The 19,135-nt window shown below is 70.7% G+C and carries 15 protein-coding genes; 10 read left to right on the top strand and 5 right to left on the bottom strand.

Going from position 1 to position 19,135, the window contains the following annotated elements; translation table 11 throughout:
• The first annotated feature begins 5 nt into the window (after positions 1-5).
• Both LXN57_RS31470 and LXN57_RS31465 read left to right on the top strand, forming a co-directional pair.
• Positions 6-587: a hypothetical protein gene (locus LXN57_RS31470; RefSeq protein ID WP_251801814.1), complete on the top strand. Its 582-nt coding sequence runs from the start codon at positions 6-8 to the stop codon at positions 585-587.
• 152 nt (positions 588-739) lie between these two features.
• Entirely contained in the window at positions 740-2,890 is a 2,151-nt protein-coding gene (locus LXN57_RS31465) for an MMPL family transporter (RefSeq protein ID WP_251801813.1), read from the top strand.
• 107 nt (positions 2,891-2,997) lie between these two features.
• Here LXN57_RS31465 and LXN57_RS31460 read toward each other — a convergent pair whose 3' ends face one another.
• From LXN57_RS31460 to LXN57_RS31450, 3 genes are all read right to left on the bottom strand, one after another.
• Complete coding sequence (locus tag LXN57_RS31460) at positions 2,998-4,368, bottom strand: HAMP domain-containing sensor histidine kinase (protein ID WP_251801812.1); 1,371 nt, start codon at positions 4,366-4,368, stop codon at positions 2,998-3,000.
• 74 nt (positions 4,369-4,442) lie between these two features.
• Positions 4,443-5,117, bottom strand: a complete 675-nt coding sequence (locus tag LXN57_RS31455) for a response regulator transcription factor (protein ID WP_251801893.1) — start codon at positions 5,115-5,117, stop codon at positions 4,443-4,445.
• A gap of 80 nt (positions 5,118-5,197) precedes the next feature.
• On the bottom strand, positions 5,198-6,022 hold the full coding sequence (locus LXN57_RS31450) for an alpha/beta fold hydrolase (RefSeq protein WP_251801811.1): 825 nt from the start codon (positions 6,020-6,022) through the stop codon (positions 5,198-5,200).
• Between the two features lie 119 nt (positions 6,023-6,141).
• On the opposite strand from LXN57_RS31450, the gene LXN57_RS31445 reads away from it, so the two are divergent.
• Positions 6,142-7,116: a sigma-70 family RNA polymerase sigma factor gene (locus tag LXN57_RS31445; RefSeq protein WP_251801810.1), complete on the top strand. Its 975-nt coding sequence runs from the start codon at positions 6,142-6,144 to the stop codon at positions 7,114-7,116.
• Here the strand turns inward: LXN57_RS31445 and LXN57_RS31440 are convergent.
• Positions 7,027-7,461: an STAS domain-containing protein gene (locus LXN57_RS31440; protein ID WP_251801809.1), complete on the bottom strand. Its 435-nt coding sequence runs from the start codon at positions 7,459-7,461 to the stop codon at positions 7,027-7,029. The two genes, LXN57_RS31445 and LXN57_RS31440, sit on opposite strands and share 90 nt — an antisense overlap.
• 250 nt (positions 7,462-7,711) lie before the next feature.
• On the opposite strand from LXN57_RS31440, the gene LXN57_RS31435 reads away from it, so the two are divergent.
• The 5 genes from LXN57_RS31435 (at position 7,712) to LXN57_RS31415 (ending at position 15,087) form a co-directional block, all read left to right on the top strand.
• The gene (locus tag LXN57_RS31435) at positions 7,712-8,953 is read left to right on the top strand and encodes an FAD-binding protein (RefSeq protein WP_251801808.1); all 1,242 of its coding nucleotides are present in this window, start codon (positions 7,712-7,714) and stop codon (positions 8,951-8,953) included.
• 1,010 nt (positions 8,954-9,963) lie between these two features.
• The gene (locus LXN57_RS31430) at positions 9,964-11,172 is read left to right on the top strand and encodes a hypothetical protein (protein ID WP_251801807.1); all 1,209 of its coding nucleotides are present in this window, start codon (positions 9,964-9,966) and stop codon (positions 11,170-11,172) included.
• A 197-nt stretch (positions 11,173-11,369) separates the two neighbouring features.
• Entirely contained in the window at positions 11,370-13,430 is a 2,061-nt protein-coding gene (gene ftsH, locus LXN57_RS31425; RefSeq protein ID WP_251801806.1) for an ATP-dependent zinc metalloprotease FtsH, read from the top strand.
• A 123-nt stretch (positions 13,431-13,553) separates the two neighbouring features.
• Entirely contained in the window at positions 13,554-14,117 is a 564-nt protein-coding gene (locus LXN57_RS31420) for a DUF1990 domain-containing protein (protein WP_251801892.1), read from the top strand.
• Between the two features lie 136 nt (positions 14,118-14,253).
• Positions 14,254-15,087: a PHP domain-containing protein gene (locus LXN57_RS31415; protein WP_251801805.1), complete on the top strand. Its 834-nt coding sequence runs from the start codon at positions 14,254-14,256 to the stop codon at positions 15,085-15,087.
• Positions 15,088-15,193: 106 nt separating this feature from the next.
• On the opposite strand, the gene LXN57_RS31410 is transcribed toward LXN57_RS31415, so the two are convergent.
• Positions 15,194-17,401 carry an MMPL family transporter gene (locus LXN57_RS31410; RefSeq protein ID WP_251801804.1) on the bottom strand — a complete coding sequence of 736 codons (2,208 nt, stop codon included), beginning with the start codon at positions 17,399-17,401 and terminating at the stop codon, positions 15,194-15,196.
• 229 nt (positions 17,402-17,630) lie between these two features.
• On the opposite strand from LXN57_RS31410, the gene LXN57_RS31405 reads away from it, so the two are divergent.
• Together LXN57_RS31405 and LXN57_RS31400 are read left to right on the top strand one after the other, a co-directional pair.
• Positions 17,631-18,398 carry a S1 family peptidase gene (locus tag LXN57_RS31405; protein WP_251801803.1) on the top strand — a complete coding sequence of 256 codons (768 nt, stop codon included), beginning with the start codon at positions 17,631-17,633 and terminating at the stop codon, positions 18,396-18,398.
• A gap of 148 nt (positions 18,399-18,546) precedes the next feature.
• On the top strand, positions 18,547-19,134 hold the full coding sequence (locus tag LXN57_RS31400; RefSeq protein ID WP_251801802.1) for a TetR/AcrR family transcriptional regulator: 588 nt from the start codon (positions 18,547-18,549) through the stop codon (positions 19,132-19,134).
• Position 19,135: the final 1 nt, after the last annotated feature.

Genomic DNA, 19,135 nt, shown 5'->3' with positions numbered 1-19,135 from the left:
CACTCGTGCCGCACGACTGGCGTGACTCGCTGCGGTTCGCCGCCGACCTGGCGTTGCTGGGCATCCTGGTGACGCTGGCCTGCCTGCCCGTCGTCACGGCCGGGGCGGCACTGGGCGCGGGGAGCGCTGCCCTCCACCGGCTGCTCAGCATCGGCCGGTGGCCGACGGCCGCCGAGTGCTGGGTCGATTTCCGTACCCGGCTGGTGCCCGGCCTGTTCGCCGGTCCGCTGGTGCTGGCCGCCGGGTGGCTGGTGGTCGTCGACGTGGCGGCGCTGCGCCGCGGTGACGTGCCGGGCGGGGCCGCTGTGGTCGCCGCCGTGTTGCTGGCGGCGGCGCTGGGCGCCGGTTTCGCCGCTCTGGTGGTTGGGCTGGCCGGTTCGCCGGCGCCTCATTCCGTACGGCGGGCGGGAGCGCTCGCGGCCGGCAGACCGCAGGCCTTGGCCGCCACGACCGGCGTGGTGCTGGTCGTGGCGGCGCTGGCGGCATTCGTCCATCCGGTGCTGCTGCCCGTGCTGGCCGGCTTCGCGCTTTTCGCCGTGCACGCCGTGCTCTTCAGGCTCAACCGGCTCGAAGGTGTCCGTCGGTAACCAGGACGGCGAGCACCAGTCCGCAGCTGTCGACCGCGCGGAGGTCGGCGACGCGGCTTGAGCGGCGCATTAACCATCGTCTCAGATTCGGTGACTACGAAGTACGCAGCAGGCACCAGACCTGCGTGGAATCCGAATGCAGGAGGCTAGTGATGGCAGACAACGCAGCTCCGCCCGGGGAAGGGCCGGCCGGTCGGTTGGCCGGCCGGTGGGTGCCGTGGTTGGTGATCGGGTTGTGGATGGCGCTGGCGGTGGTCATGGTGCCGCTGAGCGGGAAGTTGGGCTCGGTCACCAAGGACAGGGCCGTGGATGGTCTGCCGGCCAGTGCCGAGTCCACGAAGGTGGCGGCGCTGGAGGACAGGCTTCCCGGTGGTGAGGACAACACGTTTGTCTTCGTGTACCACCGTGCTGGTGGCTTGACCGTTGCCGACCGCGCGGCGGTCGAGCGTCATTACGACACCTTGGCCAAGCGGTACCCGCCGAAGGTGGCGCCGCCGGCCGGCGAGGACGACGAGGGCCCGGCGACGCAGCGCTCCAACGACGGCAAGGCGATGGTGTTCACCCTCAACGTGAGCACGACCTACGGCGAACCGGCGGTCATCATCGGCCCGATGCGGGACACCGCGAAGGACCGCCCCGCCGGCCTGGACCTCAAGGTGACCGGCCCGGCAGGGATCGACGCCGACATGGACGCTGTCTTCGACGGCATCGACGTGCAGGTCTTCCTCACCACCATCATCGTCGTCACCATCCTGCTCATCCTCACCTACCGCAGCCCGGTGTTGTGGTTCGTCCCGCTGGTGGCCGTGGGTGTCGCCGCGCTGACCTCGATGGCGACCGTCTACCTGCTCGTCAAGGGCTTCGGCCTCGTGATCAACAGCCAGAACTCGGCGCTGCTGACGATCCTGGTGTTCGGCGTCGGCACGGACTACGCGCTGTTGCTCATCGCCCGATATCGGGAAGCACTGCACCACTACGAAAACGTCCGAGTCGCGATGCTCCATGCACTACGCCGCGCGGCGCCGGCCATCGTCGCATCCGCGGCCACCGTGGTCGCCGGCCTGCTCTGCCTGCTCGCCGCGGACCTGAACGAAACCCGCGGGCTGGGCCCGATCGGTGCGGCCGGCATCCTCTGCGCGCTGGTGGCCATGCTGACGCTGTTCCCGGCGCTGCTCGTGGTGCTCGGCAGGCGGATCTTCTGGCCGGCCATCCCCCGGTTCGGCACGGCAATGCAGCAGAAGCCGGGGCTGTGGGGACGGCTCGGCACCGCGATCAACCGCCGCCGGTGGGTGGCCACGCTCGCTTCGCTCGGAGTCCTCGGCGTGCTCACCGTCGGCCTGTCGGGCAACACCAACGTCCTGCGCGAGCAGGACCAGTTCCTGTCCACGCCGGAATCGGTCGCCGGCTTCACTGTTCTGCGTCAGCACTTCCCGGAACTCGGCGGCCAGCCGATGACGGTCTTCACCCGGGCGGCGTACCAGGAGCGGGTCCTCAACGTCGTCAAGGGCGTCCCCGGCGTGGCCCAGGCCGAAACGGGCGAGACCAAGGGCGGCTGGGTCGACATCTCCGTGTACCCGACCGACGCGCCGGACACCACCGCGGAGTACGACACGATCAAACGGGTGCGCACCGCCGTACACACGGTCAACGGGGCGGAAGCGATCGTCGGCGGGCCGAGTGCGGAGCACCTCGACACCGACGTGACCACCAGACGCGACCAGAAGGTGGTGATCCCGCTGGTACTCGCCGTCGTCCTGATCATCCTCGGGCTGCTGCTACGCGCCATCGTGGCCCCGCTGATCCTGATGGCCACCGTGATCGTCTCCTTCGCTGCGGCCTTCGGCGGCAGCGTCTTCGTCTTCGACACCATCCTCGGGTTCAAAGGCATCGACTATTCGGTGCCGCTGCTGGCCTTCATGTTCCTGGTAGCGCTCGGCGTCGACTACAACATCTTCCTGACCCACCGGGCCCGGGAGGAGACCCTGCGCCTCGGCACCAGAGACGGCATGCTCAAAGCCCTCTCGGCCACCGGCGGCGTGATCACCTCGGCCGGCCTGGTCCTGGCGGCCACGTTCGCGGTCCTCGTCTCACTTCCGCTGGTGATGCTGGTCGAACTCGGGTTCCTCATCGCCTTCGGCGTCCTGCTCGACGCCCTGCTCGTGCGGTCGGTCCTGGTACCCGCCCTCACCCTGCTACTCGGCCGGCGGATGTGGGCACCCAGCCGGCTATCCCGCCCACCGGCGGAGCCACCGGCCAGGCACCGGTCACTCGCCGACGACGAGGAGCCCGCGCTGCAACGGTGAGCGCGGCGGCACGGACGAGATCCGGGACGGGCTCAGGCCCGTCCCGGATCTTCTTCATGGGTCCGACGGTCGCCGCCCTTCGGTCCTGCGCCACGCGCCGGGGCCGGTCAGCGCACCGCGGTGTCCTCCCCGGCGGCGAGCCGCGCGATCGGGGCGGGCGGGGCCGCGGCCGGAAGGTCGACCCGAAGCAGCGCGCCACCGCGTGCGGAGCGGGCGACGGCGGCCCGGCCGCCGTGAGCGTCGACGACCCGCTGCACGATCGACAGCCCCAGGCCGGATCCCGGCAGCGCCCGGGCGCTGCCGGCACGGTAGAACCGGTCGAACACCCGCGGCATGTCGGCGGCGTCGATGCCGGGCCCGGCGTCGTCGACCTCGAGCACGGCCGAGGCGCCCTCGGTTCGGAGCCGGACCTGGACCGGCTGGTCCGCGGGGGACCACTTGCCGGCGTTGTCGATGAGGTTGAGCACTGCCCGTTGGAGCGCAGCGGGACGCCCGCTCACCCACACGGAGGTCAGGTCGAGCGCGATCTCGATGTCGGGCACGCGGGAACGCGCCCGGGTCGCGGCGGCCACCGCCACGTCGGCGAGGTCGAGCACTTCGGTGCTCTCGTCGTTGATGTCACCGCGGGCCAGGTCGGTCAGCTCGGCGGCAAGGGTGCTCAACTCGGCCACCTGGGCGCCGAGATCGTTGAGCAGCCGGGTCCGGCTCTCCGCCGGCAGTGCGCTGTCCAGGGTGCCGCGCCGATCGAGCCGGATCAGCAGCTCGATGTTGAGGCGCAGGCTGGTGAGCGGGGTCTTGAGCTCGTGGGCGGCGTCCTCGGCGAGCAGCCGCTGGGACCGCCGGGAGTCCCGGAGCGCGGCGAGCATGTCGTTGATCGACTGGATCAGCCGCCGGATCTCCCCGCCACCCTCGTCCGGGATGTCGGCGTCGAGGTCCTGGGTGTGCGCGACACGGACCGCGGCGGCGGTCAGCCGGTCGATCGGTGCCAGCGCGGTCCGCGCCACGGCCCGCCCGACAAGGGCGCCGCCGGCCACGCAGAACAGCCCGATCAGCAGCATGCCGAACCCGAACTGGTTGATCGGGCTGTCGTCGGCGAGGTGGGCCACTTGGACCGCGCCGTCGCCCGCCCGCAGCGTGTAGACGATGTAGCCGTCGTCCCAGTCGGTCGACTCCAGCAGGTCGGTCGACGCGCCCTGCGCCACGCGCCCGGCGTGCTCGCTGACGGGGGGCAGCGCGGGTTGGCCGGCCGGCGTCCGGGTCGAGCCGTCGGACAGGATGACCCGCACCAGCCGACCGGATCCGGGATACGGCGGTAGCTCGACCTGCGCCGGACCGGCGCGCTCCGCGTTCGTCGCCAGGACTAGGGCGTCGGCGCGCAGCTGATTCTCGGCGGTGTCCCGCAGCTTCCGGTCCATCAGCTCGCTGGCCACCTGGAAGGCCACGAACACGCTGACCGCGATGGCCGTCGCCGCGATCATCGTCAGCCTGCTCCGCAGCGACCGCCGCCGCCACCATCGGGTCAGCCGGCGCGGTGCCCGGCCGGCGGGCCCGCTCACGGAGGAGTCTCCCGCAACGTGTATCCCAGGCCGCGCAGCGTGTAGATCAGTCGCGGCTCGCCCCCGGCCTCCATCTTGCGGCGCAGATAGCTCACGTATACCTGAAGGTTGTTGGCGGTGGTGCTCATGTCGAAGCCCCAGATCGCCTCGAACAGCGCGTCGCGGGTCAAGACCCGGGTCGCGTTGCGTACGAGGACCTGCAGGAGGGAGAACTCGGTCCGGGTCAGGTGCAGCGACCGCCCGCCCCGCCACGCCTCGAACCTGTCGGGATCGAGCCGGACGTCGGCGTACGACAGGATCGGCGACTCGTCGTCGCCCGGCGCGCGGCGGCGCAGCAGGGCACGGACGCGGGCCAGCAACTCCTCGGTGGCGAACGGCTTGGGCAGATAGTCGTCGGCGCCCGCGTCCAGCCCGGCGACCCGGTCGGAGACCTGGTCCCGAGCGGTCAGCATCAGCACCGGCAGATCCTGGCCCGCCGCTCGCAACCGCCGGCAGGTCTCCAACCCGCCGAGGCGGGGCATCATCACGTCGAGGATCAGCAGATCCGGCGCCCCGCCACCGACCCCGTCGAGGACGGCGAGACCGTTGGCGACGGTGCTGGTGTCGTAACCCTCGACCTGGAGCACCCGCTCCAGCGACTCACGGATGGCCGCCTCGTCATCCGCGATCATGATTCGCACGCCGGCCGCTCCTCCAGTTGATGTTTCGGCTCATTCTCCCCGATCAACCTGAGGCCACGATTAGAGTCGGCTCACTCCGTGGCGTCGACGAAGCCCAGGGCGGCCGCGGCGAACAGCGGGGACATGAACAGGTTGTAGTGGGTCAGGCCGGGCAGGATGGCGAGCGCGTGCCCGCCCTTGGGCCGGCCCTCGCCCATCCAGCCGCCGTCGCGCAGGCCGCCGTCGAGCAGCTCGAACACCTCGACGAAGTGGCTCGGCGGGCACATGTCGGCGTCGGCCGCCACGATCAGCGTAGGCACCTGGAGGTTGCGCACCTCCTCGGTGTAGTCGTAGTCCTTCGCCATGGCCTCGCCGATCTTGCCGAGCAGGCGGGGGAAGTCCTCCGGACGGGGCGCCACCCGCGAGTACAGCTCGTACATCGGGGTCTCTTTCATGAACTCGGCCGCCTCGGGACCCACCTGGCCCTGCTGCTCGAGGATCTCGGGGTAGGTGGCGTTGCGCCGGATGCCGGCCGAGGCCGCGACCAACCGGCCGACCTTGGCCGGGTGGCGGATCGCGAGCTGCAGGGCCACCCCGCCGCCCAGCGAGTAGCCGACCACGTCCGGCTTCTCGAGGCCGAGGTGGTCGATGAGGGCAGCCACGTCGTCGGCCATGAACGTGATGTGCAGCGGGCGGTCGATGTCGGCCGTGCGGCCGTGACCCTGCAGGTCGACCAGGATCACCCGGTGGCCGTCGGCGAACTGACCGATGATCGGCCCGAACATCTCGCCCGAGCCGAGGCCGCCGTGCAGCAGGATCAGCGGGCGGCCCGCGCCGTGCGACTCGTAGTACAGGTTGATCCCGTTGACCTCGGCGTACTGACCGTTGCCGGCGTTGTCCTGGGTCCAGTTCGTCATTGTGTGCCTCCGGGGCGTCTCGTGCTCTGTGCGACACCCCTAAGACCTGGCACGTCCGGAGTACTCATCGGTGTGCGCAGAGGTTTTTCTTGTCGTACCCCTGGGCTAGGTTCGGACTCGTGAGCGACGTGGCCACCCCCATCGAGTCCCAGCTGGAGACGTTCCGCCCCGAGCTGACCGGTTACTGCTACCGCATGCTCGGTTCCGCCTTCGAGGCGGAGGACGCTGTCCAGGACACTCTCGTGCGCGCCTGGAAGAGTTACGAGGGCTTCGAGGGCCGTTCGGCCCTGCGGTCCTGGCTCTACCGCATCGCCACGAACGTCTGCCTGACCATGCTCGGCAGCGCCCAGCGGCGGGCCCGGCCGATGGAACTCGGCGGCCCCGGCGACGGTCATGCCACCCATCCGGGCGAGCCCCGGCCCGACGAGATCTGGGTCGGCCCGGTGCCCGACGGGCGGGTGCTGGCCGCGGTGGCCGACCCGGCTCAGGTGGTCGCCGACCGCGAGTCGATCCGGCTCGCCTTCGTCGCCGCGCTGCAACACCTGCCGCCCAAGCAACGTGCCGTGCTCATCCTCCGCGAGGTGCTGGCCTGGTCGGCGCAAGAGGTGGCCGACCTGCTCGACACGTCGGTGCCCAGCGTCAACAGCGCCCTGCAGCGGGCCCGGGCCACGATCGCCGCGGCCGACAAGGGCGCCCAGGTGCTCGAGCCCTCCGACGACGAGCAGAAGAAGCTGCTGGCCCGCTACGTGCAGGCCTTCGAGGCGTACGACCTGACCGCGCTCACCGCCCTGCTCCACGAGGACGCGACGCTGTCGATGCCGCCGCTGCCGCTGTGGCTGCGCGGCCACGCCGACATCACGGCCTGGATGTCCGGCACCGGCGCCGGCTGCGAGGGCTCCCGCCTGATCCCGCTCGTGGCCAACGGCCTGCCCGCCTTCGCCCAATACCGCCGCGACGAGCACGGCCCCGGCCACGTGCCGTGGGCGCTGATAGTCCTCGAGATCTCAGACGGCCGGATCGCCGGGATCAACAACTTCCTCGACACCCAGCGCCTGTTCCCGCTCTTCGGCCTGCCCGAAAGCCTGCCCGCCTGAACCGCGCCGATCCCGTCCACCGACCCCGGTTCGCCCCGGGGTCGGTGGGGGATATCCGCGCGCGTAGCGACCCGAGAAGAACAGGCCGCCCAGGCCCATCAGGCTGAAGACCATCAGCAGCTCGCTGGTGGCGCCCTGAGTGTTGAAGCGCCAGCCGTAACGGCCCGCGGTCATGCGCAACCGGGCCAGGGCCTCGATGGTGACCACGTCGGGCTGTGCGTCCGAGACGTCACAGACGACCTGGCCCGGTCCCGCGCGGCCACGCAACAGATCGGCCAGCGCCGCGCACAGGCACGGGATGTCGGCACGGGTGACCCCCGCGCCGACGGCGAACACGACCGTCATGGTTGTAGGACCGCCCGGAACGGCCGGACTCATCGGTCGCCGAGCCGGCCGTCTCCGGCTCACGCCCTTGGGCGGTGGTCTCCTCGGCCGTCCGGCTCACCGTGGCATCGGCTGTATCGACCGTATTGTTCGCGCGGTAGGGCCGCCGCGTGGGTGTTTTGGGTGGTTGTCGCGGTGGGTTCCGATTCGGGCGGTCCGGACAACCGGGCACGGCCGCCCGGTGTACGGGAAGGGGTTTTAGGGTGGTCGCATGAGCGAGCAAGTGACCAACTGGGCCGGCAACGTCGTCTTCGGTGCGCGGGAGGTGCGCCGGCCCACGTCGGTGGACGAGGTGCAGCAGATCGTCGCCGGTGGTGGGCCGATCAAGGTGCTGGGCAGCGGCCACTCCTTCAACCGCATGGCCGACACCGACGGCACGCTGGTCTCGCTCGCCGAGCTGCCGCGCCTGGCCGAGATCAGCGCCGACCGCAAATCGGTGCGGGTCGACGGAGGCATCCGCTACGGCGTGCTGGCCGCCCACCTCTACGACAACGGGCTGGCCCTGCACAACACGGCGTCGCTGCCGCACATCTCGGTGGCCGGCGCGGTCGCCACGGCCACGCACGGCTCGGGCGAGAAGAACCAGAACCTGGCCGCCGCCGTCTCGTCGATCGAGTTCGTCGACGGCTCCGGCAAACTGGTCACGCTGGCCCGCGGCGACGCCGACTTCCCGGGCGCCGTCGTCAACCTGGGCGCTCTCGGCGTCGTCGTCGCCCTCACGGTCGACGTCCAGCCGGCCTTCGAACTGCGCCAATACGTGTACGACAACGTGCCCCGGGCCTCGGTCGAGCAGCACCTGCACGAGATGCTGGCCGACGGCTACAGCGTCAGCCTGTTCACCAACTGGACCAGCCTCGACATCAGCCACGCCTGGCTGAAGCGCACCGAGCCGATGAACGGCGACTGGTACGGCGCCCGCCTGGCCGACGGTCCGCGCCACCCGGTGCCCGGCATGCCCGCGGTCAACAGCACCGAGCAGGGCGGCGTCCCCGGCCCGTGGCACCAGCGACTGCCCCACTTCCGCATGGAGTTCACTCCGTCCAGCGGCGAGGAACTCCAGTCCGAATACCACGTGGCCCGCGAGGACGGCCTGGCCGCGATCGACGCCGTGGCCTCGATCCGCGACCGGGTGGCCCCGGTGCTGCAGGTGTGCGAGATCCGCACGATCAAGGCCGACGACCTGTGGCTGAGCCCCAACTACCACCGCGACAGCATGGCCCTGCACTTCACCTGGATCGCCGACGCCGACGCCGTGACCCCCGTGGTGGCCGAGCTCGAACAGCGCCTGGCCCCGTTGTCGCCGCGCCCTCACCTGGGCAAGGTCTTCACCCAGACGCCGTCGACGATCCGTTCCGGGTACGAGCGTTTCGCCGACTTCGAGCAGCTCGTGCGCCGCTACGACCCGGCCGGCACGTTCCGCAACCCGTGGCTGGCCGACATCCTGGGCTTCTGACCGACAGCTCCGCCGACCACGCGACCCCGCAGCGCCGTCTGGGGAGATGCTTCGCTGCTCGCGCGGGGCGCTGGGCGTGTTGTTGTGTCGGTCGCGCGGGTGTTGTTGTGCCGGTCACGCGGGGCGCCGCCCGTGTGACCGGCGGACGGACTAACGCGTTGCGGGGTACGAGGCACGCAGCGACCGGCGGGTCTGGCGCCGGTCACGCCGCCGCTCCTGGCGGTTGAAGAAGCTCGATTCGACGTGCCCGTGGCTCTCACAGCGCCGCATGTTGAAGGCTGCCGTGCCCACCCAGTGGCACCGGCCGCGGTTTGCCCGCTGGGGCACAGCCCGGCTCGGCAGCGTGCACGGCCCGAAGCGATGGTCGTGCACAGGCTTGCAACTCACCCCCGGCGCATCCACCAGCTGCACCCACCAGGGCCGAGTTTTGTCGGTCCGACTCATGAAACGGTCACCTTCCGGCTCCGCGCAGCCCCGTTCTGGGGCTGTCACAAGATCGGATGCACCGCACTCACCTCATTCATCGGGTGCCGCCCACCGTACTGCGGGCCGTCGAGTCAGGCGACGCCATTTGCCTGGTGACCGGGGCGGGGCCGGCGACGAGTGGCGGGCTCCGTCCGGCCGATCAGAAGCAGTCCGCTTGGCCGGACCCTCGGCCGGACAGCAGAACGCGCTTTGCGGCACGTCGAATCCGGCACGCTCGTCCATCTGCCGCTTGATCATTTCGTGTGCAGAACCCGGGCGGCCGGTCCCGGGGTGGCGGGTTCAGCCTGAGGCGGGGGTGACGAGGGGATGGTCCGAAGTCAGTAGCGGTCGCGGCGGGTGACGCGGGCGGAAGCCGTTGTCGGCGCGGACGCGGTTGCCGAAGCCGGGCGGCTCTGACCTGCGGTTCTGCGGGTGGCCGAGAAAGATCGTCTTAAGAGTTCCTTAAGCGGTAATCCCTCGTGGGAGCGCTCCCGTATGGATGGCCGTAGCCAAAAACGGTCCCCCTGGCGGAAGGCGCAGCTCCAATGTACAGATCCCGGTACAACAAGTCCCGCACGAATTCGCGCCGCTGGCAGATCGGTGCGGTCGCGGGTGTCGCCGTGGTCCTCGCCGGTGTAGGCCTCGGCGTTGCCTCGGCCGCCGAGACGGTGCCCACCGTGAACTGCCCCCAGGTGAACAACCTGCCCGCCGTGCCGGCCCAGGCGCAGGCCGAGGTGCAGCGCAATCTGGAGCTGCTGAACACGCAGATCGCCGAGGCCAACGCCCGGATCGCGTCCTCGGTCGGCCAGGGTGGCCCGGCCTTCATCCAGAACGCGGTTCTGGGCCCATTGAAGGACAAGCGTTTCGCGGTGATCAACCGGATCGAGACGGCGATCGGTCGCAACGCGGCCAAGCCGAACCTGAACGCCGAGGGCCTGTCGACCTGCTCGCTCAACGAGGACGGCGGCAACTCGGCCGAACAGCCGGTCGAGGTGCCGGCGGCGGGCAACAACGGCGGCGGCGCGAATGCCGGCGGCGGTGCGAACGCCGGCGGCGGTGACGGCGCGGCGGCCGTTCCCACGGTCAACTGCCCCCAGGTCGACAACCTGCCTGCCGTGCCGGCCCAGGCGCAGGCCGAGGTGCAGCGCAATCTGGAGCTGCTGAACACGCAGATCGCCGAGGCCAACGCCCGCATCGCGTCCTCGGTCGGCCAGGGCGGCCCCGCCTTCATCCAGAACGCGATCCTTGGCCCGCTGGAGGACAAGCGTTTCGCCACCATCAACCGGATCGAGACGGCGATCGGCCGCAACGCCGTCAAGCCGAACCTGAACGCCGAGGGACTGTCTACCTGCTCGCTCAACGAGAACGGCGGCAACTCGGCCGAGCAGCCGGTCGAGGTTCCCGCAGCCGGTAACGGCGGCAACGCCGGCAACGGCAACGCCGGTGGTGGCAACGCGGCCGTGGCCACGGTCAACTGCCCCCAGGTCAACAACCTGCCCGAGATCCCGGCTCAGGCCGCGGCCGAGGTGCAGCGCAACCTTGAGCTGCTGAACACGCAGATCGCCGAGGCCAACGCCCGCATCGCGTCCTCGGTCGGCCAGGGCGGCCCGGCCTTCGTTCAGAACGCGATCCTCGGCCCGCTGGAGGACAAGCGTTTCGCCACCATCAACCGGATCGAGACGGCGATCGGCCGCAACGCCGTCAAGCCGAACCTGAACGCCGAGGGCCTCGCCCCCTGCGCCCTCAACGAGTGAGCACCACCCGGGGCTGAACGCCACGTCAGCCCAGCCACGCCAGACGCGCGCCCGGACCCCCACCCGGGCGCGCGTCTCTGCGTACGCGGGCCGCGCCCCGGCCTTTGTCGGTTCATGCGGACTGTGGTGACGACGGGCATGCGTAGCGCGCGTCACGACTGCGCATTCCCGCTCCATATCAGGGGTAGCTTCGCGCCATGCCCGCCGATGCCCCAGACGCGAAGCCGCCGCAGCGCCCCCACCCCTGGAAGGTGGAAGGCGTGCCGCCCAGTCCCGCACCCGGTGGCCCGAAGAGGCCGCGTTCCTCCTGGGTCCGCTTCGGCGGCATGCTGGTCGTCCTGCTCGCCCTCAACTGGATCATCTCGTCGTTCTTCCTGGCGCCGCCCGAGCGCGCGCCCGTGTCGTACACGTTCTTCCTGACCCAGGTCCAGGGCGACAACGTCGCCGAGATCACGTCGACCGCCGACACGATCGAGGGCCAGTTCAAGAAGGAAGTCGCCTACACGCCGACCGGCGACACCAAGTCCGAGCAGGTCGACCGGTTCACCACCCAGCGGCCCTCGTTCGCCGACGACGACCTCTTCTCGCAGCTGCAGGCCGACAACGTGCCGGTCAACGCCAACCCGCCGGACGCGCCGGCGCCCATCTGGCAGCAGCTGCTGATCGGCTTCGGCCCGACCATCCTGCTGGTCGCCCTGTTCATCTGGATCAGCCGGCGCATGGCGGGCGGCGGCGGTGGTGGCGGCGTGCTGGGCAGCTTCGGCAAGTCGCGGGCCAAGCTCTACCAGCCGGAATCGGGACCGCGCACCACGTTCGCCGACGTCGCCGGCATCCAGGAGGTCGAGCAGGAGGTCACCGAGATCGTCGACTTCCTGCGCGAACCCGGGAAGTACCGCAAGCTCGGCGCCCAGATCCCGCACGGCGTGCTGCTCAGCGGCCCGCCCGGCACGGGCAAGACGCTGCTGGCCCGCGCGGTCGCCGGCGAGGCCCAGGTGCCGTTCTTCTCGATCTCGGCCTCCGAGTTCATCGAAGCCATCGTCGGTGTCGGCGCCAGCCGCGTACGCGACCTGTTCGACCAGGCGAAGAAGGTGGCACCCTCGATCATCTTCATCGACGAGCTGGACGCCATCGGCCGCGCCCGCGGCAGTGCCCAGTCTCTCGGCGGCAACGACGAACGCGAGCAGACGCTCAACCAGATCCTCACCGAGATGGACGGCTTCACCGGCAGCGAGGGCGTGGTCGTGCTGGCCGCCACCAACCGGTCCGAGGTCCTCGACCCCGCCCTGCTGCGCCCCGGCCGCTTCGACCGCCGTGTCGTGGTGAGCCCGCCCGACCTCGCGGGCCGCCGCGCCATCCTGGTCGTGCACACCCGCGGCGTCCCCGTCGCGCCCGGCGTCGACCTGGACGGCATCGCGGCGTCCACCCCCGGCATGGTCGGCGCCGACCTGAAGAACCTCGTCAACGAGGCCGCGCTGCTGGCCGCCCGGCGCGGGCACGACCAGGTGCGGAACAACGACTTCACCGACGCCCTCGAAAAGATCGTGCTGGGCACCGTACGAGGCCTGATGCTGACCCCCGACGAGAAGGAGCGCACGGCGTTCCACGAATCCGGCCACGCGCTGCTGGGCATGCTGACCCCGGGCGCCGATCCGGTCCGCAAGATCTCGATCATCCCGCGCGGCCAGGCCCTGGGCGTCACGTTCCAGAGCCCGTCGAGCGACCGCTACGGCTACTCGAAGCAATACCTCATGGGCCGCATCATCGGAGCCCTGGGCGGGCGCGCCGCCGAACAGGTCGTCTTCGGCGACGAGACGACGGGCGCCGAGAGCGACCTCGACCAGGTCAGCAACATCGCCCGCCAGATGGTCGGCCGCTGGGGCATGTCCGACGCGATCGGCCCGGTCACCGTCCTGCCGCCCCCGGGCCAGGAATCCCCGTTCGGCGACGGCGTCGCCCCGGCCACCAAGGAACTCATCGACGCCGAGGTCCGCAAGATTGTCGACGAGTGCTACGCCGAGGCGCTGTCCCTGCTGCGATCGCACCGGCCGCAGCTCGACAGCCTGGCCCATCGTCTGCTCCAGACCGAAACACTGGACGAAGCCGACGCGTACGCCGCCGCGGGCATCAACCCGGCCGAAGCGCCTGGCGCGGTGGCCCGGGGGGAGGCCCCCGGCTCCACTCCTGCCCCGGGCATCCCGCATCCGGTGTCCGCCGACAGCAACCCTTCCAACGGCGTTCCGACGCCCACCTCATCCTGATCAGGGCTTGCGAGTCGCGGCATCGGAGCTCGCGAGCGGCGGCATCGGGGCTTGCGAGCCGGGGCATCGGGGCTTGCGGGCCGAGGCTCTCTCGCGCTGGGACGGACGGGGCCGAGGGTGACCATGCGCGGACGCAGCGAACGCAGGCCTGCCGGGGTGCTGGGCTGGGATCATGACGTGGTGCCGGAGTTGAGCTATGACGTTGTGGGCGCGACCCGGCCGGAGCGGGAGGTCTGGGACGAGCGGCCCGTCGGCTATCGGCGGTACGAGCGAACGGTCTGCGTCGGGCGGGGTGCGGCCGACTGGGCGAGGATCGGGGCCGGCGTTCTCGACTGGCAGGTGAAGACCCGTAGCGGGTTCGCGGTGAGTCCGGTCGGCGGCGACGACTACCGGCTGACCGCCCGGGTGGGCCCGGTGACGGTGACCGAACCGATCCGGGTGATCGAGACAGTCGACCGAGCGGAACGGCGGGGTTTTTCGTACGGGACCCTGACCGGGCATCCGGTCAGCGGTGAGGAGGCCTTCGTCGCCCACCGGTCGGCCGACGGCCTGGTCTGGCTGACGATCCGGTCGCTGACCCGTCCCGCCTGCGGCGCCTGGCGCTGGGCCTTTCCGGCTCTGCTGGTCGCCCAGCGCGTGTACCGCCGCCGCTATCTGCGGTCGATGGGGAGGTTCCCGATCCGCTGATTTGCGTGCGTGTCGGGTGGTCGCCGAGTGCGTGTGCCGCCGCCGTTCCTGCGGTTGATGGGCAACTTCCGGTCCGCTGAGTCGGTTGCGTGTCGGGTCGCCGGTCGGCGGGAACAGGTGAATGGGGGGTGCTCGGATGCTGCCGGCTGACAGTCATGTGCACAGCGAATGGTCGTGGGACACGAACATCGGGGACATGGAGGGGACCTGCGCGCGGGCCGTCGCCATCGGGGTGCCCGCGGTGGCCTTCACCGAGCACCTCGACCACGTCGTGTGGACGGCCGATCGGGGCACCCTGGAGGAGAGTCCGCATCTGGCCTCCTTCGCCGACGGGCGGGGGAGGGTGACCGCGCCGGCGTTCGACGCTGCCGGGTATCTGGCGGCCGTGGAGCGCTGCCGGGATCGGTTTCCGGGGTTGCGCATTCTGAGTGGGCTCGAGATCGGGGAGCCCCATCTGCATGTCGAAGCAGTCGCGGACGTGCTGAGTGCGGGGCGGTTCGATCGGGTGCTCGGGTCGTTGCACGGGCTGCCGGTCGGGCCGGAGTTCTACGAGCCGCCGATGTTGTTCGAGCACTTCGGACGGGAAAGGGCGCTCCGGCTGTACCTGCGACGGATTCCGGCGGTCGTCGCCGGGAGCGATGCGTTTGCTGTCTTCGCGCACATCGACTACCCGTTGCGGTTCTGGCCGGTCGGCGCTGCGCCGTTCGACCCTTTCGCGTACGAGGAGGAGTTCCGTCTCGCGCTGCGGGCCGTGGCCGACGGTGGCCGGGTGCTGGAGCTCAACTCCCGCGTGCCGCTGTGTCCCGAGATTCTTCGCTGGTGGCGTGAGGAGGGTGGCACGGCTCTCTCGTTCGGCAGCGACGCCCACCATCCCGCGGGGCTGGCCGGCGGTTTTCGGGAGGCTGCCCACGCGGCTGAGGCGCACGGCTTCCGGCCCGGTCGTCATCCCTGGGATTTCTGGACCAGCTGAAGCGGGCCGGCGTGGCGGATGGCGGCCGGCGCGCGAAGGATCGCCGGGACGCCACGCCGAGGAGGGGACGCCGCGTGGGCATCCCCTCCTGATGTGCCGTCCGGGGTCAGTGGCGGCCGACCAGTTCCGGTTCGGGAGCGGGCGGGGTCACGGCGGGCGAAGCGGCGTGGCGGCCCCGGGGACGCATGAAGCGGGGAGCCCACCAGTTGGCCTTGCCCAGCAGGGTCATGGCCGAGGGGAGCACCACGGCTCGGATGAGCGTCGCGTCCAGGAGGATGGCGGCGGCCAGGCCGATGCCGAGCTGTTTCATGTCGATGGTGGACAGGGTGGCGAAGATCGAGAACACCGCGACCATCACCAGGGCGGCGCTGCTGACCGTGCCGGCGGAGCCGGTGATGCCCTCGGCTACGGCCTCGCGGGTAGGTACGCCGCGCAGCACGGCCTCGCGGATCCGGGAGACGACGAACACGTGGTAGTCCATCGACAGGCCGAACAGCACCACGAACAGGAACAGCGGCAGCCAGCTGACGATCGCGTCCATCGAGGTGAAGTTGAGCAGGTCGGGCGCCCAGCTGCCCTGGAAGACCAGGACCAGCAGGCCGTACGCGGCGCCGACCGAGAGCAGGTTGAGCACGATCGAGGTCGCCGCCACCACGACCGAGCGGAACGTCCAGGCCATCATCAGGAACGTCAGCAGCAGCACGACCCCGGCCACGATCGGCAGGGTCCGCCAGATGTGCTTCGCGTAGTCCTCGTTGTTGGCGACGTCGCCGCCGACCGCGTAGTCGAGACCGCCCAGCGCGGCCGGGGCCAGGGTCGTCCGCAACTCGTGCAGGGAGTCCGCGGCCTCGTCGCTGCGGGACGTGTACGGCGTCGACAGGTCGAGCACCGTCACCGTCTTGTCCGGGGAGACCTCGATGTCCGGGCCGGTCTGCTCCGGCGGCGCGAACAAGCGGTTGCCCTGGGTGCTCTCGGTGAGCTTGGTCAGCGCCGCCTTGACCTCGCCGGCCGATGCGGCGGGAGCCCGCACGGCGACGATGTGGGTGGTGCCGTTGCTCGGGTAGGCCGCGGTCAGCCGGTCGTACGCCTGCATGGCCGGCGTCGTGCGGGGCAGGTCTTCCGTACCGGGGAACTTGAGGTTCATGTTCAGCGCCGGGGCGGCCAGGGCGAGCAGCGCGAGCACGCTCACCAGCAGCGTGGCCGCGGGCCAGCGCAGCGCCGGGTGCAGGACCGCCCGCCAGAACCGGGAACCGGAACCTGAGTTGCGGGCGGTCAGGCGCCACACGAACGGGACGCGCGGCCGGTCGACCCACCGACCCAGCTTGGACAGGAGGGCGGGCAGCACGGTCAGCGAGCCGAGCACGGCTACCGTGACGACCAGGATCGAGCCGACGGCGAGCGACGAGAACGTGGAGTCCCCGGCCAGGAACAGCCCGGCCATCGCGATGACGACGGCCGTGCCACTGACCACCACGGCGTGCCCGGACGTCTCGGCGGCGATTTCGACCGCGTCCACGTGACCGCGGCCCTTCGCCCGTTCCTCACGTTCCCGGCGTACGTAGAAGAGGGAGTAGTCGACGCCGACCGCCATGCCGATCAGCAGGATGACGCTGGAGGTGGCGTCGGTCGACGGGATCAGGTGCGAGGCCAGCGTCGAGATGCCCATCGCGGCCGCCACCGACGAGAGCGCCAGCAGCACCGGCACACCGGCGGCGATCAGCGCGCCGAAGACCAGGATCAGGATGGCCAGCGTGACGGGCAGGCTGAGGATCTCGGCCCGCTTGAAGTCGTCGCCCAGGGTGTCGTCGAGGGCCTTGCCGATGGAGGGGCCGCCGACCTGTTCCACTCGCAGATCCGGGTGGGCCCGCTGCACCTCGGCGGTCGCCGCGCGGAGCGGCTCGACGCGGTCGGAGGCGGTGTCGGGGTCGCCGGTCATGGTGATGGACAAGAGCAGGGCCGAGCCGTCGTTGGCCGGGACCGGCTTGCCGACCGAGGCGACGCCGGTGACCGAGCGCAGCTGGGTGGTGGCGTCGTCGGCGGCGCGCTGGGCGGCCGCGTTGTCGAGCTTGCCCGAGCGGGCAGTGATCAGGACGTTGTCCTCGGCGGGCTCATCGGCGAACCCACCTTCCTCGATCATCACGTACGCGCGTCCGGCCTCACCGATCGCGTCATCGGTAGCCGTGGCTTCCTTGAGCCCGGCCGCGTTGCCGCCCACGAAGCACACCGCCACGAAGACCACCCACAGCGCGATGGCACGCCACGGATGTTCGGCGCTCCAGCGCGCCATGCGTACCGTCACCGGTCGCTTGCCCATCGGTTCCCCCCAGCCCCAAATTCCTGTGTCGAACCTGAAACTAGGCAGGTAGCGAGCTGGGAACATCCGGGCCGAACCCCGGTCGGACCCCGATGAGGAAAACCGCACCCGTGGGCCGGAACACGTCGGTAAAAGCCCCGCAGGCCACCAAATGCCACCACGACACTCAGGGATCACCCGGGGTCTTCCCGGATTCGCCGGGGTTGATCGAGCGGTCTAGGTTGTCCGAATGGGACAGAGAAAGAGATCGATTCTCGCCGCGGCCGGCGCCGTCGCCGTCGGGCTCCTCGGGTTCGCCGCCCCGGCGAACGCGATCGCCAACGGGGAGCAGGTCAAGCCCGGACGGTATGCCTTCTCGGTCAAGCTGACCATGACCGGCATCCCGACGGCCGACGGCGGCCGGCGCAACAGCGCCTGCTCCGGCGCACTCGTCGCACCACAGTGGGTGATCACGGCCGGGCACTGCTTCCGGGACGCGAACGGCGTCCGGGTCGAGCGCCCGGTGGCCGACTCGACGATCGCCACCGTCGGCCGCACCGACCTCACGAACACCGAGGGTGGTCACGAGGTCGAGATCGTCGCGGTCCGGCAGTCGGCGACGGCTGACGTGTCGCTGGCGAAACTGGCCGAACCGATCCGGGACGTGCGCCCGATCAAGGTGAGCCGTGCGGCGCCCGAGGTGGGCGACCTCGTCCGGGTCACCGGCTACGGCTCGACCACGAGCACCAATCCGGCGCCGGTCACCTGGCTGCGCACCGGGAAGATGGAGGTGGCCGGGCTCACCGACACGGTGACCCAGCTGAGGGGCAACTCGCCCCAGGCGGACACAACCCCGTGCCCGTACGACTCGGGTGGCCCGTTCTTCCTCGAGCGCGGCAAGCGGGGCCCGGCGCTGGTCGCCGTGGTCAGCAACGGGCCGTCCTGCCCGCACACCCAGATCGAGAGTGCGGCCCGGGTCGACAACATCGCTAGTTGGATCAAGAGCACCGTGAGCTAGAACCCGAAGGGTTCGACGGCCGGTTGCGGGGAAACCCGTGGCCGGCCGTTTCGTTTGCGGTAGGCCAGAGAGATGAGATCAACAATTGTGAGGACCGCCACGGTCGGCTGCCGACCAGGTTGGTCCGTAACCGACTAGTGTGGTCCGCATGCCGCGGCCGACCAAGCAGCAGATCGACGACGAGATCCTCGAAGCCGCCGCCACGCTCTTCGCGCGGCACGGCTTCAAGGAGACGTCCATCCAGCGCATCGCGGACGCGGTGGGCTATTCGAAGACGGGCCTGTTGCACCGCTATCCGACCAAGGAGTCGTTGCAGCAGGCGGTGCTCGACCGCGTGCTGAGCGACATTCGCGAGATCGCCGGTCAGGTGGCTTCCCGGCCGCCCGGGCCCGCTCGCGACCGCGCGGTCATCACGGCTGTCGCCCAGTTGGCCATGGACGGCCCCGGCACGGTCGCGCTGCTGCTCACCGGCCTCGCCGGCTCGGAGGAGAGCGAGTTCGGCGCGGCCATGGATCGCATCGGCGAGCCGGTCTTCGAGGCCTTCGCGGTCGACCCCGAGACCGACCCGCTGCGGGCCATCCGGGTCGTCGGGGCGCTGGGCGCCCTGGCCGTCGCCGGGGTCGCGCTGCGCGAGAAGCCGCTGGCCGTGACCCAGGACGACCTGATCGACGTCAGCTACGACGCTCTCGGCCACCGCAGTGCGGCCGGGCACGACACCGAGCGAGGGAACGACTGAC

It is taken from the genome of Paractinoplanes hotanensis, from assembly GCF_023717965.1.
In the GTDB taxonomy this organism is placed as follows: Bacteria; Actinomycetota; Actinomycetes; order Mycobacteriales; family Micromonosporaceae; genus Actinoplanes; species Actinoplanes polyasparticus.
Note: the sequence above shows the minus strand (reverse complement) of the source record. Positions and strands in the feature narration are given on the sequence as shown.